This is a genomic window from Arthrobacter sp. NtRootA1 (assembly GCF_019976975.1).
Taxonomy (GTDB): domain Bacteria; phylum Actinomycetota; class Actinomycetes; order Actinomycetales; family Micrococcaceae; genus Arthrobacter; species Arthrobacter aromaticivorans.
Genome location: NZ_AP024630.1, coordinates 1,999,624 through 2,023,078 on the forward strand (window position 1 = coordinate 1,999,624; position 23,455 = coordinate 2,023,078).

The following is a 23,455-nucleotide window of genomic DNA, read 5'->3' on the forward strand; positions in this document are numbered from 1 at the left end:
CGATGGCGATTTTATCGCGGGGGTGCAATCAGGCGGATGGGCGGACCGCACGCAGGGCGCGGTCATAAAGGTCGAATACATCGACCCGCCCACGCAGCTGCACCCATTCGTGAAACGCCACTTGCAGGCAGGTGATAGCCGTAGCGGTGATTGCTCGCGCCTCGAATGCCCGGTGGTCGGAGGCTTTCAGGCGCTGTTCGACCAAGGGGGAAAGGAGGTCCTGCCAGCGGGCCTGCTTTTCGGCATGTCCGGCGCGCAGTGATTCGTTGCCGAAGAGCAGTGTGACTACCTCCAGGCGTCGATCGGGGCTGGACTCGATCTCTTCGAGCACATGAAATGCAGCGCGCAGGGACGTCCAGGCATCCTCGCGGGCCGGGCGCTGCGCGAACCGGGCGGCGATCATTTCGCCCTGTTCGGACAGGCCGCTAAGTGCAAGATCTTCCTTGGTTCGGAAGTAGTTGAACAAAGTGCGGCGGGAAACTCCGGCCGCCGCCGCAACCTCGTCGACAGTGGTGGCGTCGTATCCCTTGGCGGAAAAAAGTTCGAAGGCCGTACGGGCCAATAGGGAGCGCACTACAGTGCGCGTCTGTTCACGGATGGGCGACAACTTCTGGACCATGCACTCATTGTACAGGTATTTACGGTGAGCAATCAGTTGCACGGAGTGCAGAAATGTGCGTACGATGTATGGCATGAGCAAAATCGACTATTCCAAACAGACCACCATCGTCACCGGCGCAAGCTCCGGGCTTGGCGCCGAGTTTGCGCGTCAGCTAGCTGGTCGCGGCTCGAATCTTGTGCTTGTCGCCCGACGGGCCGACCGTCTTCAGGGCCTGGCAGAGGAACTGACCCGCATCCACGGCGTCACCGTGACCACCGTGGCCCGGGACCTGGGTCGCCCCAACGCCGGCCGCGAACTCCGTGCCGAACTCGAGTCCCGGGGCATCTACGCAACCGGGCTGGTCAACAATGCTGGTTTCGGCACTCACAATTCCTTCGAGAGCGAGGACCCTGAGCGACTTCAGGACATGATCGCGCTGAACGTCGGGGCACTCGTCGACCTCAGTCACGCGTACTTCGAGCCGCTGGCCGCGGCCAAAAACGGCGTGTTGATCAACGTTGCAAGCCTGCTCGGCTTTCAGCCGACGCCCTACATGAGCGTGTATGGCGCAACAAAGGCGTTCGTCCTCAACTTCACCGAAGGCCTGTGGGCGGAGGCCCAGGGCACGGGGTTGAGGGTTCTCGCCGTTTGCCCGGGCGCAATGGACACCGAGTTCTTCGATGCTGCCGGCAGCCAAACGGCCGACTTCGGCTCGAGCCGTCTGACCCCTGAGGCTGTCGTCAACAAGGCCCTCGCAACCTTGGATCGGCGCTCCGCGCCCCCTTCAGTCATCACTAACGGCCGGCCGCTCGCCCTCCTTACCAAGGTACTCACGCGCCGCCATGGCGCCCGGGTAATGGGCGGCCTCGCACGCCGGCAACTGGCATCCACACACTAATCAACGGCTCGAAGGAACTTCCATGACACTCAACTCGGCGACCACCACGCCCACGGACCGCGAACTCTTTGCAGGGCTCCTTAGCACTCAGCGCTCCGCATTCTTGCGCGCCGGCGCGCCGTCTTTGGCTGCGAGGCGAAGCGACCTGAGGAAGCTCAAGGCCGCGCTAATCTCCCGCCGCGCTGACATCGAGGACGCCATCAACGCCGACTTCGGCAATCGATCCCGACACGAGACAGCAATGATGGAAGTGCTCGGCGTCGTCCAAGGAATTGACTACCTCCTAAGGCGTCTTCCCCGTTTCATGCGACCGACGCGTCGCCACATCAGTTTGTCGATGCGTGCAGGAAGCAACTACATCGAGTACCAGCCGCTCGGCGTCGTCGGGGTCATCTCGCCATGGAACTACCCTGTCAACCTCTCGCTTATGCCCGTGGTCACCGCGATCGCAGCCGGCAACCGTGTAATGCTCAAGCCTTCGAAGTTCACCCCGGCGACAAATGCCCTCCTGGAGTCGATGATCGGCGAGAACTTCCCGGAGGACCAGGTGGCTGTGGTCTCAGGTGACGGAGCGGCGTTCTCGTCCTTGCCATTCGACCATCTGGTCTTTACCGGGAGCACGGCGGTCGGGAAGGCAGTGATGAAGGCGGCGAGCGAGAACCTTGTCCCGGTCACGCTGGAACTTGGCGGAAAGTCGCCAACGATCGTCGCGAAGGGCCGCGTCCAGGACTCGACGGTTTCCTCCATAGTTTTCGGGAAGCTACTCAGCGGCGGGCAGACGTGCATTGCCCCTGACTACGCGATGGTGCACGCAACCGACGTCGACACCTTTGTTAGCAGCTACGATCGGCTGGTGAAGGCGGCCTACCCTAATGGCCCGACGAGCAAGGATTACACCTCAATCGTCAATGAGCAGCAATATTCTGATCTTCTCGAGCTGCTCGACGATGCGCGGGCTCGCGGGGCGCGGATTATCGAGGTCGGGCACCGGCCAGGCGACGCCTCCCGCCGCCCCCATACCCTCGCGCCCACAATCGTGCTGGGCGTTACCGATGAGATGCGGATCTCCGAGGAAGAAATTTTCGGCCCCATCCTCCCGGTGTTCTCCTACGGGACCATCGATGAAGCCATTGACTACGTGAACGACCGGCCGCGCCCGCTCGCGCTTTACTACTTCGGCCGGGATGACGCAGACCGGCGCAAGGTCCTGGAGCGCACGACGTCCGGCAACGTCACGGTCAACGGAACCCTGATGCACGTGGCGCAGGATGACCTTCCCTTCGGTGGTGTCGGCGACAGCGGCATGGGCAGGTATCACGGGATTGAAGGTTTCCGGGCGCTCAGCCACCCCAAGGGCATTTTTGTACAAGGCCGCTGGAGTGCCCTCAATCTCCTGCGCGCACCCTTCGGCAGGCGCGCCGATGCCCTTCTGAACTTCTTCTTGCGATAAACCCCGCGACCTCTGTAGGCGACATCACAAAATCGCCTTGCGTGACATGGGCAAGCAGCCTATGCTTATGTCACATGAACGAGCGGATGGAAGCTGACACACATCGACCCGCACTCGATTCACGCAACGCCATTGTCAAAGGAGACATATTATGAGTACCCCTGCCAGCCATCCGCAGACAGTCGTTTTGGTCCACGGCTACATGGACGACGGCGAAATCTGGGCCGATGTCCGAACCGGACTCGAGGAGCGGTCCATCCCCGCCCTAGCTCTTTCGCTTGCCGGAATGGGCGACCGCACCACTGACGCAGGGCCCTACACCTTGAACCGCTGGGCAGATGATCTGACAGCCCAGCTCAACACAGTCGACGGTGAGGTTGTCCTGGTCGGGCACAGCATGGGCAGCCAGATCGCCGAGCTTGCCGCCGCGCGCTTGGGTGATCGGGTTCGTGCCCTCGTTCTTATCAACCCGATTCCCCTCGCCGGCACTCAGTTGCCAGCGGAGCAGATCGCGCCTTTCCAGCAGCCCGATCTTTCCTTGGAAGGACAAAAAGGGTTTCGGCGTAGCTTGTCGACGTCCTTCCCGGACGCGGAGCTGGACCGCCTCTCCGCCGTTGCCTTGAACGTAGCACCCACCACCATCGCCGCGACCGCAACCGCTTGGAACGAGGGGCATCCTGACGGTAGTGGACCGAGCGGCTACCGGGGTCCAGTCACCATTCTGCGTGGAGCCAACGACCCCTTTGTCACCACTGAAATCGTCTCCTCGTACGTCGCACCTCGCTTTGAAGACGCGACCGAGGCCAGCATTCCCGACGCCGGCCACTGGCCGCACGTGGAAAACCCGGCAGTGGTGGCGGCCAAGATTGCGGACACAGTGAACGCTGAATCCACGAACGAGCGTCCCGCCCAGGCGTGGCAGAGCGCTTTCGAACAAAAGAGCGAAGAAGGCTTCGCCGCGGCCCTGGCGCTCGACGTCCGGCTGGAGGCCAGTGCCCTGGCCAAACCCGTCCAGGGTAAGGACAAGATCAAGGCTGTGATGGCAGCGGTCAGTGGTGTTTACGAATCACTTGAGTTCGTTCACCAGGTCCAGGACGGCGAACGCACCTATCTCGAATGGCGGGCCGCCGCGTTCGGGGGCTTCGCGATGAAGGGCATCACCATCCTCAAGCGTGACGAAGCGGGGCTCATCGCCGAGATTGCTATCCACCACCGTCCGCTGGGTGCCGTCATGCAGATCGCCTCCAAAGTCGGGCCTACCTTGGCCGGCGTCCTTACTCCTGACTACTTCACTTATACGGAAGGTAAATAACATGACCGAACGCACCGACGTCGAGTTCTTAACCGACGATGGCCTGACGCTGCGCGCCTGGCTCTACCTGCCCCAGCAACCGGGCCCACGACCTGCGATCACCATGGCGCATGGGTTTGGCGGCACTCGCGAAATGGGCCTGGACCGGTACGCCCGCAAGTTCGCGGACGCCGGATTCGTGGTGATGGTGCATGACCATCGCTCGTTTGGAGCCAGCGACGGTGTTCCCCGCAACGACGTCGAGCCATGGCGCCAGATTGCGGACTGGCGTCGCGCGATCACCTACTTGGAGACAAGGCCGGAAGTCGACGCCGGACGCATCGGCGTCTGGGGGACGAGCTTTGCCGGTGGCCACAGTATCGTTCTCGGCGCGACCGATGTGCGCATCAAGTGCGCCGTCGCGCAGGTCCCCACGATCAGTGGGTTTGAGCAGTGGCAGCGTAAGGTAGCGCCCGAGCGGGTCGAAGGATTTGAACTTACCGCACTGGAGGATGAACGTGCGCGGGCTGCCGGCGCTGAGCCCCGCTATGTGGATACGATTGGTGACGGCCCTGGTTCCGCTGCCCTGTTCACCTCCCCGGACGCAGTGCGCTTCCACCGTGACGTGGTCCCCCCGGGCGAAATGAACAACACTGTCACCCTCCGTTCAAACCGGGCATCCCGCCTCTACGAGCCGGGCGTTTGGATCGGACGCGTCTCGCCCACACCGCTCATGATGATTGTGGAAACTGCCGAAACCGTTATTCCGGCTGACATCCAGCTGGCAGCCTACGAGCGGGCCCTGCAGCCCAAGGAGCTGGTGCTCCTGCCTGGCGGTCATTTCGACGCCTACGACGTGCAGTTTGACGAATCCAGCGATGCAGCTCTCATGTGGTTCAGCACGCATCTTGGCCACGCCGCCACCCCCTGAGGAGATCAAACATGCCACACCTACGCGCAGACTTTGAAGATGGGCTAGCAACACTGACCCTCTCCAACCCACCGCAAAACCGCATCGACGACGAGCTCATCGAAGACCTCTCTGCTGCCCTGGACAAGTTCGACCAGAATGGCACCCGCGCGGTGCTGGTCACCTCCGAAGGCCCTGACTTCTGCTTCGGCGGCGAGATCTCAACCTGGCCGGAAGCCTCCCAGGCAGAGCTGAGGACCAGCATCGGACGCGGCAACGCCGTACTGAACCGGTTCGAGTCCCTCAATGTCCCGGTCGTCATCGCAGTCCAAGGCTACTGCCTGGGTGGCGGCCTTGAGCTCGCGATCCGCGGAGACATCATCTTCGCCGCAGACACTGCACGTTTCGGGCACCCGGAGCAGACGATCGGAATCGTGACCCTGCTGGGTGGCGTCTATCGGGTAGCCGAGCGCGTCGGCTACGCCCGGGCCATGGAGTGGGCGATGACCTCGGAGTTGATCAGCGCTGCCACCATGCACGACGCCGGGCTCCTCAACAGAGTTGTCCCCGAACCTGAACTGCTCGCCGAGGCAACAGCCTTCGCGCGCCGTCTTGCCGCTGGCCCCACCCGCGCCCATGGGGTTCACAAGACACTCCTGCGCGAGTGGAAGACCGGCGGCGTTTCGGCCGCCGACGCTGCACTCGTCGATCTCGGTGTGCCGCTGTTCGAGACTGACGACGCTTCGCGCGCCTTACTGGCGGCCCGTTCCGCCCTCCAAGCGGGCGCACCGCGTCCCGCAATGAACTTCCAAGGATGCTGAGGAACCCCACATGAACATTGACCCCAACGACCTCGATGCCGCTTCGAACTACAAACTGCTGATCGGAAGCGTCATTCCTCGGCCCATCGCCTGGGTCAGCACCGTTTCGACAGACGGCATCGGCAATCTGGCCCCGATCTCGTTCTTCACTGTCGTCGGGCGCAAACCCCCGAGAGTCTCCCTTACGTTCCAACCCCGCGCGGACGGTGTAAACCTGAAAGACACCTTCATCAATATCCGCGACACCGGAGAGTTCGTCTCGAATATGGCGACCTTCCCCCAAGCCGCAGACGTGCAGCTGTCTGCTGTCGACTACCCATCCGATGTGGACGAGTTCGAAGTCCTGGGACTCGAGACCACGCCCTCATCCGCCGTCGTACCGCCTCGCCTCGCTGAAGCGCCGATCGCGCTTGAATGCAAAGTGTTCCAAATATTCTCTTCCCCTGACGGCCTCGGCAATGTGGTGTGGGCCGACGTCGTCAGCTTCTACGTGCGCGATGATCTCTATCTCCCGTCCGGCCGCATAGACATCCCAGCGCTCTCACCCATCGGTCGACTCGCGGCAGAGTTCAGCGTCACAGACACTACCTTTGTACCTCCGCTGGAACCCGACGAACTCCTGCGCCGCAGTAGCCAACGGATGCGCAGGCTCGACGGCCGTAGCGATGACTTCGCCGCCGTCGACTCGGCCGCCTGGTCTGCTTCAGGCGCCGTCGCCGGGGACTAGACACAACAGCGGTCTCGACGCCGAAGGAGGAACAGGCACTACCACCGCTCGCCGCCAGGTCCCCCCGCGCCAGGCGCGGGGGGACCAGTTTTAAGTTCTTCAAACCCACGTGGAGTACGGCAATGGTGCCGTACGACTCTTCACCGGCTCAACGCCGAGATTGGTGATACCCCCATGTCCAATACCGATGCGAAAATCGGCACTCCTGATGCTGACACTCCCACCTCCGTCCAGTCTCTCCTTGATGCCGCACCATTCGGACGGCGGCGCGTAATTATTTTCGTCCTCGCGTTCCTCGCCATGATGCTCGAAGGCATCGAAGTACAGATGTGGGGTTTCGTTTACCCGCAGATCATCGCCGAGTGGGGCACCTCGCTGACCACCATCACCACCATCGTGACCGTCGGCGTGGTCGCGCTGACCCTCGGCGCAATGGTCGCTGGCCCGCTCGCCGACCGCCTCGGACGCAAGCCCATCGTTGTTGTGGGGGCCGCAGCGTTCGGTCTGGCGACGCTCGGTGGTGCGCTGGCAACCAATGAGTTGATGCTCGGGACTACCCGGACTATCGCCTGTCTGGGCCTCGGAGCGGTCATGCCCCTGGTGATCACCCTTGTCGCCGAGATCATGCCGTCCCGACGCAGAACGAACATCGTCGGCATCACTTTCGCCGGTTTCCCGCTCGGTACCGTCGTTACGGGTGCCCTTGCTGGCGCCCTTATTCCGGCACTGGGCTGGCGTGCGCTGTTGGGCGTCGGCGGTATCCTCGCGCTGATTCTCGTCCCACTGCTGGCATGGGGAATGCCCGAGTCGGTCGCGTTCCTGGCGCGGAGGGGACACCGGACCCGTTTGGATCAGGTCCTCGTCAAGATCGTTCCTGACTTCAAAACTACAGATCTCGCCCACATAGCGCCCGTGACCACGGTATCTCAGCCACGCAGCATCGGAACGCTGTTGTCCCGCCGCTACATCAGAGATGCAATCGTCGTCTGGTTCTGCTACTTCGTCACTGCAGGCGTGGTCTACATCTTCCTCAATTACCTGCCCTTGATCGCCAGCGCAATCGGAGCGAGCGCAGCCGTCGCCGGACTCGCGGTTGCGCTGATGGGCATCCTCGGGGTCGTGGGCGCCCTATCGATCGGGTACCTCATGTCGAAGTTCGGGAGGCACCTTGTCATCGGGTTGTACTTCACGCTGGCCGCCACAACGGTATGGGTGATGGCGTCGGTGAGCCTTGCGGCAGGGGTGCTCATCGGAGTCAGCGCCATCATCGGTTTCACAGTCGTAGGTCTGAACAGCGGCATGAACGCCTTCAGCACTGCTGACGAGGTATTCCCTGTCGAAAGCCGCGCCACCGGCGTGTCCTGGATGCACGGTTTCGGGAAAGCCGGATCAATCGTCAGCGGATTCTTCGGAGGCACGATGCTTGCCGCTGGCTGGGGTATCGGACAGATCTACTTCACGCTCGGATTCCCGTTGATACTCGGCGCGATCGCTATTGCCGCACTGCGGTGGTCGGGGCGCCGCAGGACGAGCGTTTCCAGCTGATTCCGAGGGCGAGAAGGCAAGCCCTATGAGGGCTGCCTTCTCGTACCGTTAATGCGGCAAGCTAGGTCCTCCTTCCATGGCCGTCCGGAGGAACCGGAGTCCGCCTTGGATCGGAGTCTGGTACATTCAAAGCCCCCCGATGATGCAAGCATAAATGCTATGCTTATGTCACAATTTGATTCATCAATTGAGCTAGGAGCAAGTCGATGACGCAACTGCATTACGAGACGCTTGTGCTGGATGGCACTCCGAGGGCAGGGGATGGGCGGCTTCCGTCCGGCGAGTCTTTCGTCACGTCTCCGCTGACGTTGACTCTCATCACCGGTGAACGTGACGCTGTGCTCGTGGATGCGCCATACACCTATGGCCAAATCGAACGGACTCGCAACTGGATCAAGGATTCCGGCAAGCGACTGGCCTTTGTGTACATCACCCACGGCCATGGGGATCACTGGCTCGGCGTGGAGGAGCTTCTCAAAGCCTTTCCGGACACAGCCGTTTACGCGACGGAGAGCACTCTGGCAAAGATGGCCACAGAGGTAGTCGAGGGCCGCGCGGCGGTGTGGGACCCGGCACTACCAGGGTTAGTCCCTCCGGCATCACTGGTTGCAGAAGTGGTCCCCGAAGTTGGGTTGGAGCTGGAAGGAGAGAGGCTGGAGCCGATCCATTTGGGCCACACAGACACGGACGGCACCACGGCACTTTGGGTGCCATCCATCGAGCTGGTCGTCGCAGGTGATGCAATCTACAACGGAGCACATCAATACGTCCTCGAGTCAGGTGACGGAGGGCTGGAGCAATGGCTGGAGGCGATCGATAAGATCGAGGCGCTCTCGCCCAAGTACGTTGTGGCCGGGCACAAGGCGCCGGGGGCTGGGGACGATCCCTCCAACATTCAAGCGACGAGGCAGTATCTGCTTGATGCCCGTGACGCGCTGGCTGCCGCAGGTTCGCCAAAGGACTACTACGACACGATGCTGCGCCGCTACCCTCACCACGTGAATGCTTCACCTGTGTGGTACGGGGCCTTGGGGCTTTTGGGCGGTTGATCGAGGCTTAGATGGGCCCGTCCCGGATTCACGTACTGGCCCAAGTTCGCCATGGGCAGGACGCGTGCTCAGCTCCCTGCACAACCTACGCTTTTCCCGAATTTCCCTAAAGCCCGAGACGCCGGCCTGCCTTCCATAGAGATCGCGGGCCGGCTCTGGTTATCCGTCGGGTGCGCAGGTAGTTCAGCGGTTCTGTTCGGCCGACCTCCCGGGACCGGACGGTCCTGCATTTCCAACTACCTCCTTTGGGAGGTAGTTGGGTGTTCACGGCTGTCGCTACGGTGAGCTAAGTCACAAACGCCATCGAGGCTGACATCAAAGGAGATTGCCATGACCTCAGTTTCACCGACTTCGCCGCCAGGGCTGTCAATGCCGCCCAGCCCCAAAACACTTCGCAAGGTCGCCTTCGCGAGCGCCGCCGGGACCACCATCGAGTTCTATGACTTCTTCATCTATGGCACCGCCGCGGCGTTGGTCTTCCCCGTGGTGTTCTTTCCCGCTCTCGGAGCCGCGGCCGGCACCGTTGCCTCGTTCGGCACATTCGCCGTCGCCTTCTTTGCCCGTCCCGTTGGCGCGATTATCTTCGGCCACTTCGGAGACCGGATTGGCAGGAAGAGAACCCTGATCACCACGCTGCTCATGATGGGCATCGCCACTGTGATGATCGGCCTCATTCCGGACGCAAGCTCGATCGGCGTGGTTGCCCCGATCCTGCTGGTAGTACTCCGTTTCGTGCAGGGCCTCGCCGTTGGCGGCGAATGGGCTGGCGCCACCCTCCTCGTGGCCGAATACGCTCCCAAGGGAAAACGAGGGCTCTTCGGTTCATTCCCGCAGATCGGCCCTTCCGTTGCCTTTGCCCTTGCCAGCGGCACGTTCCTCATCACCAACCTGACGCTGGGGGACAAATCGGAGGCCTTCATTACTATTGGCTGGCGGGTCCCCTTTATTCTCAGCGCAGTGCTCGTACTCGTGGGTCTATGGGTACGGCTGAGCATCGAGGAAACCCCAGTCTTCAAGAACGCAGCCAAGGCAGGACAAACCGGCGCCAAGCTGCCGGTCCTTGAATCAATCAAGCGCCAGCCGCGCGAAATAGTCCTTGCGGGCGGCTCCCTGACGCTCCTTTTCGCCTTCTTCTACATTGGCACCGCTTACCTCACCAGCTATGCCACGAGCACCTCGGGCATGCGGCTAAGCCGGGTGGAGGTGCTGAGCACCGGCATCGTCGCCTCTCTGTTCGTCGCCGCCGCGACCCTGGCCTCCGGTGTTCTTTCTGACCGCTTCGGCCGCAAGAAGGTCATCGCCACCTCTTGCATCCTCGCCGTGCCGTGGTCCCTCGTGCTGTTCCCGATTCTCAGTGCCAACACCGTTTTCGCCTTCGGCCTCGGGCTTACCGTCACCCTGGTGATCTTCGCCATCGCCTACGGGCCCGCCGGGGCACTGCTTCCGGAGCTTTTCGACACCCGGTACCGCTACACCGGCGCCGGCATGGGCTACAACCTTGCCGGCGTGGTCGGCGGAGGCATTGTGCCGCTCGTGGCCGCCCAGCTGGCCGGCACGTCCGGGGCGTGGTCCATCGGGGTCCTGCTTGCCGGGCTCGGCGTGTTCAGTGTGTTCTGCACCCTGGCACTGCCCAACCGCGAAAACCGGGGCTTGCAAGACGGCAAGCCGCAAACCCCTCCGGAGCACACTGACGGCATCAAATAACCGGGCTCGTCCCCCGGCCCTAGGTAACTGAGCCGTAGCGAGACTGCAGATGGGGGAGCGGGGCTGTCGACGAAGAACCGACAGCCCCGCGCTACGGAATAAGGCCCAGCCGCCGGGCGCTGGACACGGCCTCGAGCCGGTTATGCGCGGACAGCTTGGTCATCGCGTTTTGTAGGTAGCTTTTAACGGTCACCGCCTTCAGGCCCAGGCGATCCGCCGTTTCCTGGTACGAACAGCCGAGCGCCACCTGCGCCAGGACATCGAGCTCCCGGCGGGCCAGCCGCACAGTCGGATGGACTGCGTGCGCGGGAGGTGGCGCCAGGTGACCGCCGATGAGGTCCAACTGCCGTGCCAGCTCAGGGTCTGATACGGTACCGGCCAGGGAGCGCAACTCGGCGTGGGCTTCCCGAACATGCTCCAGCCAGCTCCGGTCCACGGTCCGAGCAGGTTCGGCCCTGGCGGTATCGAGGATCGAGACCCGCCGGTCCACCTCGTCCCGGACCCGGAGTTCCTCTGCCATCTCTGTGGACGCCTCAGTAGCCTCGCGCACAACGCTTTCCCCCAGCGGGGAGCGGTCCCTGCTGGCGATGTACAGTACCGCCCGCGACGTGCCCTGGACCACCACGGGAACGGCCGCCACCGAAGTCAGCAGCTCCCGGCGGACGGCCAGATCGTATTCGTGAGTGATTCCCTTGGAGGCGATGTAGTTCTCTACGAGGAACGGCTGCCGTTGCGTGAGGACGCGGCCGCCGAGGCCCGCGCCGGGGACGACAACCACGTGGTGCAGGCTCGACGTCGCGGTGCCCAGGAAATCCGTCAGCTGCATCTGGTCGCTGCTGGCCAGCCCGGCGAAGAGTACGGCGGAGCGGAACCTGCCGGAGAGCTGGCGCAAGGCTGCGCGGAGCAGCTCCCGATCGTCGGGGCGGAAATAGGCGTTGGGCTGCATGAATTATCTCCAGATGCCGCGGAAACCCGTCACTGCATGTAACGGAAGATCAGTTGTTAGTGCCGTACGACCAATCCCAATTGACGAGGCCGCCCGGCGATCCGGCGAGAGTTGGCCAGGATTCTGACCGACCGGTCCGTGTCCCGGTAGGCGAGCTGGACTGGCCGAAAACCTATGGGGAGTGCCGCCGTCGAATATTGCCCACTTTTGATTCCGTCCGTGGCGAGATCGACCAGGGTGCTGTGTTCGTCGATTTGGGAGGGGCGGAGCGGCGCCGGAGGAGGCGCGAAGACGCCCCCAAGCCGGGCCAGCCGGAGCTGGAGCGTCACAGCTGCAGGATGCTTGAGGCCTCTTCGCGGAGTTGAATCTTCCTGATTTTGCCTGTCACAGTGGTAGGAAATTCGTCGACCACTATGACGTAGGCCGGAATTTTGTAGCGGGCGAGTTTGCCGTCAACGAACGCGCGTATCGCTGGGACATCGAGAGGCTTCGCACCCGCTTTCATTTTGATGCAGGCGCAAAGTTCCTCGCCGTATTTCTCGTCCGGTACCCCGATGACCTGGACGTCTTCGATGTCCGGGTGGCTGTAAAGGAATTCTTCGATTTCGCGGGGATAGATGTTTTCTCCTCCACGGATGACCATGTCCTTGATCCGACCAACTATCGAGCAATAGCCGTCCTCCCGCATCACGGCGAGGTCCCCGGTATGCATCCAGCCGTCGGCGTCGATCGCCTCCCGGGTCTTGACCTCATCGTTCCAGTACCCCATCATCACGGAGTAGCCGCGGGTGCAGAACTCGCCCGGTTGACCTCGCTCGAGGGTGACGCCTGTTGCCGGGTCAATGATCTTGACCTCCAAGTGAGGGTGAACCCGACCTATCGTTTCCGTGCGGCGTTCCAGATCGTCATCGGCCCGGGTTTGGCAAGAGACCGGACTGGTCTCGGTCATGCCGTACGCGATGGAGATGCCGGTCAGGTTCATGTCCTTGATGCAGCGCTGCATGACCTCGACCGGACAGACAGATCCGGCCATGATTCCCGTGCGCAGGCTTGACAGGTCGTAGGTGCCGAACGTGGGGTGATTCAGCATGGCGATGAACATCGTCGGCACACCATAGACGGCGGTGCAGTTCTCCTCAGCTATGGCACGGAGGGTTGCTGCAGCGTCGAAGCCCGGCGATGGGATCACCATGGTCGTTCCGTGGACGGTGCAACCGAGGTTGCCCATGACCATCCCGAAGCAGTGATAAAAGGGCACTGGGATGCAGAGCCGATCATCAGGCCCAAGGCCGATCAGCTCAGTGGTGAAATAGCCGTTGTTGAGGATGTTGCGGTGGCTGAGAGTGGCCCCCTTGGGATACCCGGTGGTTCCGGAGGTGTACTGGATGTTGATTGGATCATCCGGCTTCGTGGCAGCCAGTCGCTGGACCACGACATCCTGTTCCAGGGTTCGGCCCGAATCAATGAGATCGGTCCAGTCATTGGTGTCCAGATATGTCACCCTCTTCAAGGACCGCGTCTCATCCGTGGCTTCCTCGATCATGGCCCTGTAGTCGCTCCCCTTGAAACTTGAGGCGGCGATAAGCATCCGTAAACCGCTGTGGTTGATGGCATAAGAAAATTCATGTGTGCGGTAAGCGGGATTGATATTGACCAGGATGACACCGATTTTCGCTGTGGCGTACTGGACCAGTGTCCACTCGGCGCAATTGGGTGCCCAGATGCCCAACCGGTCGCCCTTCTCCAGACCAGCTGCAATCAGCCCCCTGGCCAGATCGTCGACGTCGCGGTCAAGCTCGGCCCAGGTCCAGCGCCGTCCGGAGGCTGCTTCGACCAAGGCCTCCTTGTCGCCGTAAAGAGCAACGGTCCGTTCAAAGGACCGGCCAATCGTTTCGGAAAGAAGGGGTGGCAACAGCGCGCCCTTCTCGTAAGACCTCATGCCTGCGCTCCAATGCCATGGCAGATGGAGCGGGGTTGTTTCGGGGCGGGCTTGCACCCTACCAGCTTTGACTTATTGGGAGGAGCGGTGTCGGTGCCCGGCAACGCTGCCCTAGTCACATCACGCAAGATGCATCCGTTCTCTCGTAAGGGTCGTCGGTGAGAAAGCCTTTAGGTGGAATGGGAAGTACTCAAGGAGACAGCAGCCGGCTGGTGTGCCTTGGTGTCGCTGCCCCTCAGTTGGTGGCCTTGGTCGGAGCTTCAGACCCGGGTGGCGGGTTTCTGAGCCTGCAAGACAGCTGTGCTTTGGATTCATGCGTGATGAACATCACAGTTAACAAAGACTAACCCAATTTTCAGTTAAAGCCCACTAATTGACTTGGCATTTTCGAGGCATCGAGCATCTAGACCGAACCGCCTCGGCACAGCAAACCTCTCTTCATTTCTGTCCGGTTGCGCAAGGTTTTGCAATCAATTGCCGGAGGGCGATTGAGTGCGACCGCGGCTAACGGTGGGGCGCCGTTTCGTTGCGATAGGTGATGATCCGGGTGATCATCCGGCGCCCCACCGAGATCAGTGCGGTCTTGAGCAGTCGCAAGGGGGCGCTGCTTCCCGCCGCCAATGTTTTGCTCCTATTTCACGAGTGCGGGCGAGACCGCTTCGACGGCCATCGTGCCAGTCAGGGCCTGCGCGTGGACCCCTCAGACATTGCCCTTGGGGGGACCGGCTATTTGGGTCCCATTCGAATCGCGCCGTCAAGGCGGATGGTAGTGCCGTTCAGCATGGGGTTATTGATGATGTGGGTAACCAGAGCAGCGTATTCGGAGGCTTTCCCGAGTCTCGAAGGGTGTGGGACTTGCTGACCGAGAGATAGTTGGGCGTCTTCGGGTAGGCCGGCCATCATGGGGGTTTCAAAGATGCCGGGGGCCACGGTCATTACTCGGATGAGGTGACTGGCCAGTTCGCGGGCTAACGGCAAAGTCAGTGCTGCGACGCCACCTTTGGAGGCGGCATATGCGGGCTGGCCGATCTGACCGTCGAAGGCGGCTACTGAAGCTGTGTCGATGATGACACCGCGTTCGCCATCTAAGGGATCGGTGGCCGCCATCTTTTCCACGGCAAGACGGATCACGTTGAAGGTGCCGCTCAGATTGATGCGCACCACCCGTTCGAAATCGGCAAGTGGCAGAGGCCCGTTACGACCCAGAGCCTTGCCGGGAGCGACGATGCCGGCGCAATTGACGACGATGCGCAAAGCTCCCAATGAGGCAGCGAAATCTACTGCTGAGCCGACATCTTCGGTTGATGTCACATCGGCAGGCATGAAGTGGGCGCCGGTTCCAAGAGCCTTTGCCGCTACTTCACCGTCCGATGAAGGCAGGTCTACCAGTACCACTTGGGCACCCTGGCCGTGCAAGGCAGTGGCGGTAGCGTGGCCGAGCCCGGAGGCTCCTCCAGTAATCAGGGCAACGGCTCCGTTGACGTTCACGAAGTTCTCCTAAGGGCATGAGGCATATTACGGTCAGCTGGTGGGTGTTTTTGAGCGTGTGTGCAGGATCAGGGCATCGCCTTGGCCGCCGCCCCCGCACAGGGCGACTGCGCCGGTGCCGCCGCCGCGGCGTTGAAGTTCGAGGGCAAGGTGAAGCGCTATTCTTGCCCCAGACATTCCGATCGGATGACCCAACGCGATGGCGCCGCCGTTGACATTTACGCGGTCAGGGTCGACTCCGAGTTCTTGGGTGGAGGCAATGCCTACTGCAGCGAAGGCTTCATTGATCTCGATTACATCCAGGTCAGCGGGTGAGATGTCAGCTGACTCGCAGGCTTTGCTTATGGCGCGGGACGGCTGTAACTGCAGGCCCGAGTCCGGGCCGGCGACCATGCCGTGTTCTCCGATTTCGGCCAGCCACGTCAGGCCCTCCGCCTCGGCGTGCTGTTTGCTCATGACCACGACGGCGCAGGCCCCGTCGTTAATGGTCGATGCGTTCCCGGCAGTGACAGTTCCGCCTTCACGGAAGGCAGCGCGCAGTTTCGATAGATTCTCAACAGTCGTTTCGGGGCGGATGCCTTCGTCTCGCCGCAACCAGGTACTTTCGCCCTTGCGGCCACGAATCTCTACGGGAACGACCTCTTCGTTGAAGATACCGTTGTCCCAGGCGCGTGCCGCAAGCTGGTGGGAGCGTGCAGCGAACGCATCCTGACTTTCCCGGGCTATAACGTCCTTGTCGTTACCGGCTTCCGTCAGCAATCCCATCGGCTGATCCGTAAAAGCGTCTTGGAGGCCATCGAGCGCCATATGGTCCAGGACCGTAACGTCACCGTACTTGTAGCCCGTCCGGGAATTCGGTAGTAGGTGGGGTGCCTGGCTCATTGATTCCATACCACCCGCGATAATGACGTCAAAAGCGCCCGACCGGATGAGCTGATCTGCCAATATGATCGATTCAAGCCCTGAGAGGCATACCTTATTTATGTTCAGCGCGGGGGTCGTCATGGGGATCCCCGCTTTGACGGCGGCCTGCCGGGCCGGCATCTGTCCTGCCCCGGCTGTGAGAACGTGGCCCATGATGACGTACTGCACCTGCCCCGGTTCAATAGCGGCCTTGGCGAGAGCGGCGCTGATGGCGATACCGCCGAGCTCCGCGGCGGATAAATCCTTCAAGGATCCGAGTAGGCGCCCGATCGGGGTGCGTGCTCCAGCCACGATCACAGAGGTACGCATGAAATGCCTTTCGAAGCGATGGGGAGGTAGTGCGTCAGGAGTGATCCACTTGCTGTTCCGTTGAATGCTTTAGCGAACCAGTAGAGACCTTCTCCGTTCAGTTGGGACACAACAAGTCACTCCACAGCTACGTGGAGCAGTACTGGATTACAGGCCACAGTACTGGCGCTGCGCGGGGAACGCAAGTAGTCCGGCAGTACTATCGAAGGTATGCAGCAACAACGTAGCGCACTGAATTTTGGCACCGTCCGACGCGCGGAACTGTTTGATGAGTTGGTCGACCTATTCTTGGCCGAGGGGTTTGCGCATCTGACGCTCGACGAAATAGCCACGCGTCTCAGGTGCTCAAAATCGACCCTTTACACGCTGGCGGGCAGCAAAGAGCAGCTCGTCCGTGCCGCGACGGTGCACTTCTTCCGGCGGGAAACCAACACCGTAGACGCGAAGCTGTCTGCCACGACCGGCTCCCGAAACCGGATCACGGCCTACGTCTCCGCAGTGGGCGAAGCGCTATCTATTGCCTCTGAACAGTTCATGGCGGACCTGAACGCCTTTGCGCCCGCCCGTGAAGTATACGAGCAGAATATCGGCATAGCCGCGAAAAAAGTCCAGGACCTGATCACTGAGGGCGTTATCAAAGGTGATTTTCGGCAGGTCCATGCGGCCTTCGCCGGAGATTTGGCGGCGACCATGATGATGCGCATACAGCAGGGATCTGTTCGTGGTCATGCCGGCCTGGACGACGCTGGCGCCTATCGCGAATTGGCAACCATCCTGACAGCGGGAATAGGCGTTTAGCATGACCCGCAGTTTGAGGTAAATCAAAACTTGGTTTGGCGGAATGCAGTTGTTGTTCCGTTGAGCATCTGGACTTGAGAACAGCAGAGGCGTTCGTTCGGGATGCGCCGCCGCGTCCGTTGGCGACCCGCGGGGCCACCATGATCCCGGGTTTTCCGGCAAGGGAGCCTTGTGGCTGATCCCAGGCGCGATGAGGCGACTGCGGCGGGATGCTGTGGGGGATCGCGAAGGTCCGGATCCGTAACGCAGCCCCTACCCATTTTCGCGTCGCCGTTCCTTGGTGGCATTTTGCGCGCGCTTCTCGATATTCAGCCGTACCACGCGGATGGTCAGCACCGTGGCACGAATAAAGGGGTCGTCCGGCATAGCCAAGAAAGGACCGTTGTGCGTACTATCGTACGAACGACAGTATCTATTCCAGTCTGCTGGGCGTCCGCTTGGCTGGCATTTGGGAAGGACCCTCATGACCCCGGTTACACACACCGTGCCCTCAACGGTGGAGAAGATGTTGGGCATTGTGTGCCCACACGCTGATTTCCTGTCGGTGCAAAATCTGCTTTCACCCGATGAACGGGTACGTCTGAGCGTGGTCCGGGATTTTTTGCAGAGGCAGATCCGCCCGGTGGTTGGCGACTATTGGAATGAGGAAAAGTTTCCTGCCGAATTGCTCCCGGACTTGGCAGCGCATGGGCTAGGGGACCTTGAGCTCTCCGGGGGCAGCCGGTTGTTTACCGGCCTGGTTCATGCCGAGCTGGCGCGGGCCGATCTGTCTTTGAGCGCCCTGGTTGGCATTCATAATGAGCTGGTCGTAGGCCTGATCGACGTCTTGGGATCTGAGGAGCAGAAGGCGCGGTGGCTGCCACGGCTGCGCAACTTCCAGGCCCTGGGAGCATTTGCACTCACCGAACCGGAGCACGGTTCGGACGTCGCCGGTGGTCTGGCCACTACCGCGGTGCGTGACGGGAATGACTGGGTGATCAATGGAGCAAAACGCTGGATCGGGGCCGGTACGATCGCTGATTTCGCCGTCGTCTGGGCGCGTGATGTCGCCGATGGGCAGGTTAAGGGATTCCTCGTAGAGACCGATCGCGTCGGGTTCTCCGCTAGCAGGATCAAGAACAAGACCGGACTTCGGATCATGCCGAATGCGGACATCGTTCTGGACGAGGTGCGCATCCCGGCCGCCAATGCGTTGCCTGGGGCTCAGAGCTTTGCGGCTGCCAATTCCATGCTTCGCAACTCCCGCGCCTGGGTCGGTTGGCAGGCAGCCGGCGTGCAAATGGCAATTTTTGACGTGGCACGGGACTACATTCTGTCGCGACACCAGTTCGGGAAACAATTGGCGAGCTTCCAGCTCATCCAAGAGCCCCTGTCTCGGATTCTCGGCCACACCACTGCAAGCCTGGGCCTTATGGTTCAGATTGCCCGCCTCCAGGAAGAGGGGACCTTCGACATGCCCCACGCCGCTATGGTGAAGGCCACCACTACCTCGCTCGCCCGGGAATCGGCAGCGCTAGGACGGGCGCTGCTGGGTGGAAACGGCATCGTCACCGACCACGAGATGGCCAAAATATTCAGCGACGTCGAAGTTATCTTCACCTACGAGGGCACCTACGAAGTCAACGCCCTCATCGTGGGCCGTGCCGTTACTGGAGTCTCGGCCTTCGTCTGAGGCCGTCTTCGGAGGGTGCGCTTTGCAGCCACCCCACAAACACGATGCCCTGAAGAAAAATCGGTGTCACACGTTCCCGGCCTTTCGGCTGGGAACGATGATCAACCTTCAGGCCGTGATGAACAGCGACGCTTCGGCGTTATTCTGCCGGCCCATTGCCGCGGTTGATCCGCCGCAAGGAGGAGGACTTACATGATACAGACAGAGACTATCGGTCAAGGCTACGAGACTATCCTCATTGAACGTCACGGCAGGGTGGGTGTCATTACCCTCAACCGACGGCAGGCGCTGAATGCCTTGAGCGTGTCGACACTGCGTGAGGTTGTATCGGCCGCAGTGGCAATGGACACGGACCCGCATATCGGGGCCATCGTCCTTACTGGGTCGGCGAAGTCCTTCGCCGCCGGGGCTGATATCAAGGAGATGGCTGCCCGTACGTTCCCGGAGATGTACCAGGCGGACTGGTTCGCGGGTTGGGACGCCTTCACCCGGGTGCGCACCCCTGTGGTGGGAGCAGTCGCGGGTTATGCCCTGGGAGGTGGGTGCGAGTTGGCGATGATGTGCGACGTTCTCATTGCCGCCGACACCGCCCGCTTCGGCCAACCCGAGATCAACCTCGGGGTGATCCCCGGTATGGGCGGGTCACAGCGGCTGACGCGGGCCGTCGGCAAGGCAAAGGCCATGGACATGGTCCTTACCGGCAGGCAGCTGGACGCAGCGGAGGCCGAACTGGCCGGGCTTGTCTCGCGGGTCGTGCCTGCCGCCGAACTGCTTCAGGAGGCACTGGGTGTAGCGGGGACCATAGCGAGCAAGTCTAAGCCGATATCGATAGCTGCCAAAGAAGCCGTGAACACCGTCTTCGAAACAACGCTTGCACAAGGAGTTCTGTTCGAGCGCCGGCTTTTCCATGCACTGTTCGCAACAGAAGACCAGAAGGAAGGCATGGCCGCATTCACCGAGAAGCGGGAGCCCCGGTTCACACACCGATGACGCCCGCTGGCCGGGTGCAAGCCTCGACAACCAGGATTCAGTGACGCTGTTTCTGCAGCACTGCGGCGCGTGCTTACTAGGCAGCGCCACCGTCGCTGAAGACTCATCGCTCTGACGCCTGGGAGCGAAAGGATCCGGGTGTCCCGCCTACCGTGTAGAGCAAGATCCAGAAGCGTCAGCGCTAGGTAAGGCCGCCATCTTCTGGTGCCTGCTGTTCCTGTCTAGTTACTTCTGTAGTCGTACCGACCTCAGAGGGGCCACGGCATTTCCGGTCCTCAGCTGGGTAGCCCGCGATGTGGGGCCAGAGTCAGAGCCAAGCAAGCTGGCTCTGACTCTGGCCCCCTTCCCATCAACGTCCCAGAGCGCGCTGCCTACGCAGGACGTACCGCTGCAACTTCCCGGAGGGCGTTTTTGGCAAATCATCTACGAAGTGGATCTGACGGGGATATGCATGTGCCGCGAACTGCGTCTTGACGAGCTTTTGAAGCTGAACCGTCAGGTCTGCGGTGCCAGTGGTGCCCTCGGTAAGAACTATATACGCTTCCAGGACTTCACCACGGAGTTCGTCCGGGGCGCCAATGACAGCACATTCTTGTACGGACGGGTGGCTGGCGAGGATGCTTTCTACATCGAAGGGCCCGATGCGGTAGCCGGCCATGATGATGACATCGTCATCGCGCGATGAGAAGAAGAAGTTTCCGTCTTCGTCTACCTTACCGGCGTCTCCGGTGAGGTACCATCGCCCATCGGGGCTAAACCGTTCAGCAGTTTTTTCCGGGGCATCTTTGTAGCCGGCGAACCACATGAGGGGACTCCCGGCGACCTCGACCGCGACGCGGCCCATTTCGCCGGCTGCGGCTGTTTCATCGCTGCTGTCTTGGAGCACTGCGCAACACCAACCGGGGAGGGGGCGGCCCATGGAACCTGGCCGAAGGTCGTCCCTTACGGTATCGTGCCAGGCGTTGACAATCATCATGCCGTGTTCAGTTTGGCCGTAGTGGTCCCTGACCGGGATACCGAAGGTCTCCTCAGCCCAGGTGATTACCTCCGGTGTCAGCGGTTCCCCGGCAGAGGATGCCCGACGCAGTCGAATGTTTCTCACCCCGGATTCAGACTTCAATCGCATGGTCCGGTATACGGTGGGCGCCGCGGCGAAGTTGGTGACGCCGAAGCGTTCCAGCACGTCAAAGCTCAGTTCAGGGGAGAACCCTGCGTGCAGCAACAGGCTGCGCCGGCCTGCTGCCAGAGGCCCTAGGATCCCGTAGTAGAGGCCATAGGCCCAACCGGGGTCTGCGGCGTTCCAAAATACGTCATCTTCACTGACGTCCAGGCCGAGTTCGATGTACTGCCGGAAGGATGCCAAAGCGCGGAGGGGGACTGGTACGCCTTTAGGCGAGCCTGTGGTACCGGACGTAAAGATCAGCACCAAGGTGCCGTCCCGCCCGATGGCTTCGGCAGGGATGCCCGGCCTTTGAGCAGCGAGGAGCGGGGTGAGGGCGTGATCGGGCGCTGCGGCATTCTCCCCAACCACGATGACGGCCGCCGACGTGTCTTGAATCTTCTCGCGCTGGTCGGCATCCGTTATGACGGCTTTTGCCTTCGACGATGTCAGGCGCATCTCAATTGCTGGCCATGCAAATGCCGTAAACAGGGGTACATGGACCGCACCTCGGCGCCAAATGGCCAGGAGCATCACCACCAGATCGGCCGATTTTCCCATGAGCGTTGCCACGGCATCATGGGGGCCTACACCCAGTTCAGCCAAGGCTGCAGCTCCCCGTTCTGACCGCTCACGCAATTCTCCGTATGTTATGTCCTCACTGGACAAGTCGGCTTCAATGACGGAGAACGCTACAGCGTCCGGATCATGGCTGTCGCAAAGCAAATCGGCAGCGCAGGCGTCGGGAGCACTGTACCGGGCAATGAAGTCCTCGGCGCTCGGGGCTTGAAGGGGCATCGATTCTCCTTTGAATGGTGACGTTTCCAGAATGTATGAAGCGGCCTGCATTCTCCTCAGGCAGGAGCTCTGGCAGGGGGCACAAACCGCGAGCCGCGAGAGTACTTGGAATGGAACTAGCGTACTGCAGATTGTCTTGTTTTGACAGAAGTGAACGGATTCCCTCTTTAGCCCTCGATGTCCAGGACCGACGGACAATGCCAGACCCCGAAGTTTCCCGGTAGGTTCCGAGCTCTAGTGGACTGGCCGGCTTACAGGCATTTGAGGAGGGCCTGCGATAGCAATTCGGCGCGTGGGTCGTTTTGGGGTCCTGCCTGGATGGTCTGGTAGGCAAACCCGAGGCGGTGTTTGGGGCTGGCGAAGGCCAGCTGGCCGCCGGCTCCGTCGTGGCCGAAGCTGCCGGGTCCGGCCATGTAGCGGCGTTGTGAGTGGAGCATGAAGCCAGTGCCCCAGATGTTTCCCTCGTCGGTCCCATAGAACGGCTGGCCCTTGGACAGCGGCCGAACCGCTTGGGTGATGGAAGTCTCATGGAGCAGGCGGGTCCCGTCAATGTCGCTCACTGTGGCGGCATAGAGGCGTGCCAGGTCTCGGGCAGAGGCGACGAGGTTTGCCCCGGGACTCTCACTTCCCAGAAAGGACTCGCTGTTGGCACCCCTGAAAAAATCTTTATCGTAGGCGCCGGACATGGTCAGTGCTCTTTCGGCGACGACTTGCATTTCGGGCGGGTAGGGCGCGGCTTCTTCGACGCGAGGAGGAAGAATTGGGGCGAAATCCGGGCTATCACCGTCACCGCCGAAGGTCATGGTCAGGCCCAGGGGTTTGGATATGTGGGTTGCGAGCCACTCCGAGGGTTTCTTGCCCGTCGTGCGACGCAGAACCTCGCCTGCCAGGAAGCCCATGGTGAGGGGGTGGTAGGCGAACGTTTCATTGGGAGCCCATTGAGGGGCTTGTGCGGCAAGCGCATCGGCCGTGGGTGTCCAGTCGCGGATATCCCCTGAAGTCAGGGTAGTTGCTGGATAAACGAGGCCGACTCGGTGGGCGAGGAGCTGACGGACTGTGACCCGGTCCTTGCCATGAGCTGCGAACTCGGGCCAGTACTGGGCGACTGGCAGGTCAAGGTCAAGAGACCCCTGCTGCGAGGCCATGATGAGGCAGATGGCGGTGATGCCCTTGCTGACCGAGAACACGACACTGCGCGTATCCCTTGTCCAGGGCGTGTTTGGGCGGGCGTCTCCAGCGAAGATGTCGACGACGGTGTTCCCATCGATGATCGCGGCACATGCAGCGCCAACGTCGCCGTGGTTGTCGAAGTTCTCCTTGAAAGCATCCGCAACAGGACCAAACCCCGAAGCAACATCCCCGCTGACGTTGAGCATTTAGGTGCCTCCCACGACAAGTGCGCTTCCACTTGGAAGCTAAAAGCATTTAGCGAATAC

Annotated in this window: 19 protein-coding genes; 12 read left to right on the forward strand and 7 right to left on the reverse strand. The window is 61.4% G+C overall.

The window, feature by feature from the left end; all coding sequences use genetic code 11:
• Positions 1-28: 28 nt before the first annotated feature.
• Complete coding sequence (locus LDN90_RS09155; protein WP_223948750.1) at positions 29-619, reverse strand: TetR/AcrR family transcriptional regulator; 591 nt, start codon at positions 617-619, stop codon at positions 29-31.
• A 73-nt stretch (positions 620-692) separates the two neighbouring features.
• Between LDN90_RS09155 and LDN90_RS09160 the strand changes: the two genes are divergently transcribed.
• The 9 genes from LDN90_RS09160 to LDN90_RS09200 all read left to right on the forward strand — a co-directional run bounded on the left by LDN90_RS09160 (position 693) and on the right by LDN90_RS09200 (position 10,996).
• Positions 693-1,499, forward strand: a complete 807-nt coding sequence (locus tag LDN90_RS09160) for an SDR family oxidoreductase (RefSeq protein WP_223948751.1) — start codon at positions 693-695, stop codon at positions 1,497-1,499.
• 22 nt (positions 1,500-1,521) lie between these two features.
• Complete coding sequence (locus LDN90_RS09165; protein ID WP_223948752.1) at positions 1,522-2,949, forward strand: coniferyl aldehyde dehydrogenase; 1,428 nt, start codon at positions 1,522-1,524, stop codon at positions 2,947-2,949.
• Between the two features lie 151 nt (positions 2,950-3,100).
• On the forward strand, positions 3,101-4,261 hold the full coding sequence (locus LDN90_RS09170; RefSeq protein WP_223948753.1) for an alpha/beta fold hydrolase: 1,161 nt from the start codon (positions 3,101-3,103) through the stop codon (positions 4,259-4,261).
• Position 4,262: 1 nt separating this feature from the next.
• A complete protein-coding gene (locus LDN90_RS09175) occupies positions 4,263-5,171 on the forward strand; it encodes an alpha/beta fold hydrolase (protein WP_223948754.1) in 909 nt (302 codons plus the stop codon).
• An 11-nt stretch (positions 5,172-5,182) separates the two neighbouring features.
• Positions 5,183-5,971 carry an enoyl-CoA hydratase/isomerase family protein gene (locus LDN90_RS09180; RefSeq protein WP_223948755.1) on the forward strand — a complete coding sequence of 263 codons (789 nt, stop codon included), beginning with the start codon at positions 5,183-5,185 and terminating at the stop codon, positions 5,969-5,971.
• A gap of 10 nt (positions 5,972-5,981) precedes the next feature.
• A complete protein-coding gene (locus tag LDN90_RS09185; RefSeq protein ID WP_223948756.1) occupies positions 5,982-6,698 on the forward strand; it encodes a flavin reductase family protein in 717 nt (238 codons plus the stop codon).
• A gap of 174 nt (positions 6,699-6,872) precedes the next feature.
• On the forward strand, positions 6,873-8,243 hold the full coding sequence (locus LDN90_RS09190; RefSeq protein ID WP_223948757.1) for an MFS transporter: 1,371 nt from the start codon (positions 6,873-6,875) through the stop codon (positions 8,241-8,243).
• Between the two features lie 206 nt (positions 8,244-8,449).
• The gene (locus LDN90_RS09195; protein WP_223948758.1) at positions 8,450-9,292 is read left to right on the forward strand and encodes an MBL fold metallo-hydrolase; all 843 of its coding nucleotides are present in this window, start codon (positions 8,450-8,452) and stop codon (positions 9,290-9,292) included.
• Positions 9,293-9,622: 330 nt separating this feature from the next.
• Positions 9,623-10,996 carry an MFS transporter gene (locus LDN90_RS09200; RefSeq protein WP_223948759.1) on the forward strand — a complete coding sequence of 458 codons (1,374 nt, stop codon included), beginning with the start codon at positions 9,623-9,625 and terminating at the stop codon, positions 10,994-10,996.
• 91 nt (positions 10,997-11,087) lie between these two features.
• Here LDN90_RS09200 and LDN90_RS09205 read toward each other — a convergent pair whose 3' ends face one another.
• From LDN90_RS09205 to LDN90_RS09220, 4 genes are all read right to left on the reverse strand, one after another.
• The gene (locus LDN90_RS09205; RefSeq protein WP_223948760.1) at positions 11,088-11,942 is read right to left on the reverse strand and encodes a LuxR C-terminal-related transcriptional regulator; all 855 of its coding nucleotides are present in this window, start codon (positions 11,940-11,942) and stop codon (positions 11,088-11,090) included.
• Between the two features lie 325 nt (positions 11,943-12,267).
• Positions 12,268-13,881: an AMP-binding protein gene (locus LDN90_RS09210; protein ID WP_223948761.1), complete on the reverse strand. Its 1,614-nt coding sequence runs from the start codon at positions 13,879-13,881 to the stop codon at positions 12,268-12,270.
• Between the two features lie 726 nt (positions 13,882-14,607).
• Entirely contained in the window at positions 14,608-15,369 is a 762-nt protein-coding gene (locus LDN90_RS09215) for an SDR family NAD(P)-dependent oxidoreductase (protein WP_223948762.1), read from the reverse strand.
• Positions 15,370-15,402: 33 nt separating this feature from the next.
• Positions 15,403-16,602 carry an acetyl-CoA C-acetyltransferase gene (locus LDN90_RS09220; RefSeq protein WP_223948763.1) on the reverse strand — a complete coding sequence of 400 codons (1,200 nt, stop codon included), beginning with the start codon at positions 16,600-16,602 and terminating at the stop codon, positions 15,403-15,405.
• Positions 16,603-16,812: 210 nt separating this feature from the next.
• Between LDN90_RS09220 and LDN90_RS09225 the strand changes: the two genes are divergently transcribed.
• The 3 genes from LDN90_RS09225 (at position 16,813) to LDN90_RS09235 (ending at position 20,062) form a co-directional block, all read left to right on the forward strand.
• A complete protein-coding gene (locus tag LDN90_RS09225; protein ID WP_223948764.1) occupies positions 16,813-17,400 on the forward strand; it encodes a TetR/AcrR family transcriptional regulator in 588 nt (195 codons plus the stop codon).
• 463 nt (positions 17,401-17,863) lie between these two features.
• A complete protein-coding gene (locus LDN90_RS09230; protein ID WP_223948765.1) occupies positions 17,864-19,072 on the forward strand; it encodes an acyl-CoA dehydrogenase family protein in 1,209 nt (402 codons plus the stop codon).
• A 192-nt stretch (positions 19,073-19,264) separates the two neighbouring features.
• The gene (locus LDN90_RS09235; protein ID WP_223948766.1) at positions 19,265-20,062 is read left to right on the forward strand and encodes an enoyl-CoA hydratase; all 798 of its coding nucleotides are present in this window, start codon (positions 19,265-19,267) and stop codon (positions 20,060-20,062) included.
• Positions 20,063-20,411: 349 nt separating this feature from the next.
• Here the strand turns inward: LDN90_RS09235 and LDN90_RS09240 are convergent, their stop codons facing one another.
• Positions 20,412-22,019 carry an AMP-binding protein gene (locus LDN90_RS09240; RefSeq protein WP_223948767.1) on the reverse strand — a complete coding sequence of 536 codons (1,608 nt, stop codon included), beginning with the start codon at positions 22,017-22,019 and terminating at the stop codon, positions 20,412-20,414.
• Positions 22,020-22,270: 251 nt separating this feature from the next.
• Entirely contained in the window at positions 22,271-23,395 is a 1,125-nt protein-coding gene (locus LDN90_RS09245; protein WP_223948768.1) for a serine hydrolase domain-containing protein, read from the reverse strand.
• Positions 23,396-23,455: the final 60 nt, after the last annotated feature.

Coding starts and splice junctions, on each gene's coding strand:
- LDN90_RS09155 (WP_223948750.1), bottom strand. CDS start 619: ATGGTCCAGAAGTTGTCGCCCATCCGTGAACAGACGCGCACTGTAGTG.
- LDN90_RS09160 (WP_223948751.1), top strand. CDS start 693: ATGAGCAAAATCGACTATTCCAAACAGACCACCATCGTCACCGGCGCA.
- LDN90_RS09165 (WP_223948752.1), top strand. CDS start 1,522: ATGACACTCAACTCGGCGACCACCACGCCCACGGACCGCGAACTCTTT.
- LDN90_RS09170 (WP_223948753.1), top strand. CDS start 3,101: ATGAGTACCCCTGCCAGCCATCCGCAGACAGTCGTTTTGGTCCACGGC.
- LDN90_RS09175 (WP_223948754.1), top strand. CDS start 4,263: ATGACCGAACGCACCGACGTCGAGTTCTTAACCGACGATGGCCTGACG.
- LDN90_RS09180 (WP_223948755.1), top strand. CDS start 5,183: ATGCCACACCTACGCGCAGACTTTGAAGATGGGCTAGCAACACTGACC.
- LDN90_RS09185 (WP_223948756.1), top strand. CDS start 5,982: ATGAACATTGACCCCAACGACCTCGATGCCGCTTCGAACTACAAACTG.
- LDN90_RS09190 (WP_223948757.1), top strand. CDS start 6,873: ATGTCCAATACCGATGCGAAAATCGGCACTCCTGATGCTGACACTCCC.
- LDN90_RS09195 (WP_223948758.1), top strand. CDS start 8,450: ATGACGCAACTGCATTACGAGACGCTTGTGCTGGATGGCACTCCGAGG.
- LDN90_RS09200 (WP_223948759.1), top strand. CDS start 9,623: ATGACCTCAGTTTCACCGACTTCGCCGCCAGGGCTGTCAATGCCGCCC.
- LDN90_RS09205 (WP_223948760.1), bottom strand. CDS start 11,942: ATGCAGCCCAACGCCTATTTCCGCCCCGACGATCGGGAGCTGCTCCGC.
- LDN90_RS09210 (WP_223948761.1), bottom strand. CDS start 13,881: ATGAGGTCTTACGAGAAGGGCGCGCTGTTGCCACCCCTTCTTTCCGAA.
- LDN90_RS09220 (WP_223948763.1), bottom strand. CDS start 16,602: ATGCGTACCTCTGTGATCGTGGCTGGAGCACGCACCCCGATCGGGCGC.
- LDN90_RS09225 (WP_223948764.1), top strand. CDS start 16,813: ATGCAGCAACAACGTAGCGCACTGAATTTTGGCACCGTCCGACGCGCG.
- LDN90_RS09230 (WP_223948765.1), top strand. CDS start 17,864: ATGACCCCGGTTACACACACCGTGCCCTCAACGGTGGAGAAGATGTTG.
- LDN90_RS09235 (WP_223948766.1), top strand. CDS start 19,265: ATGATACAGACAGAGACTATCGGTCAAGGCTACGAGACTATCCTCATT.
- LDN90_RS09240 (WP_223948767.1), bottom strand. CDS start 22,019: ATGCCCCTTCAAGCCCCGAGCGCCGAGGACTTCATTGCCCGGTACAGT.
- LDN90_RS09245 (WP_223948768.1), bottom strand. CDS start 23,395: ATGCTCAACGTCAGCGGGGATGTTGCTTCGGGGTTTGGTCCTGTTGCG.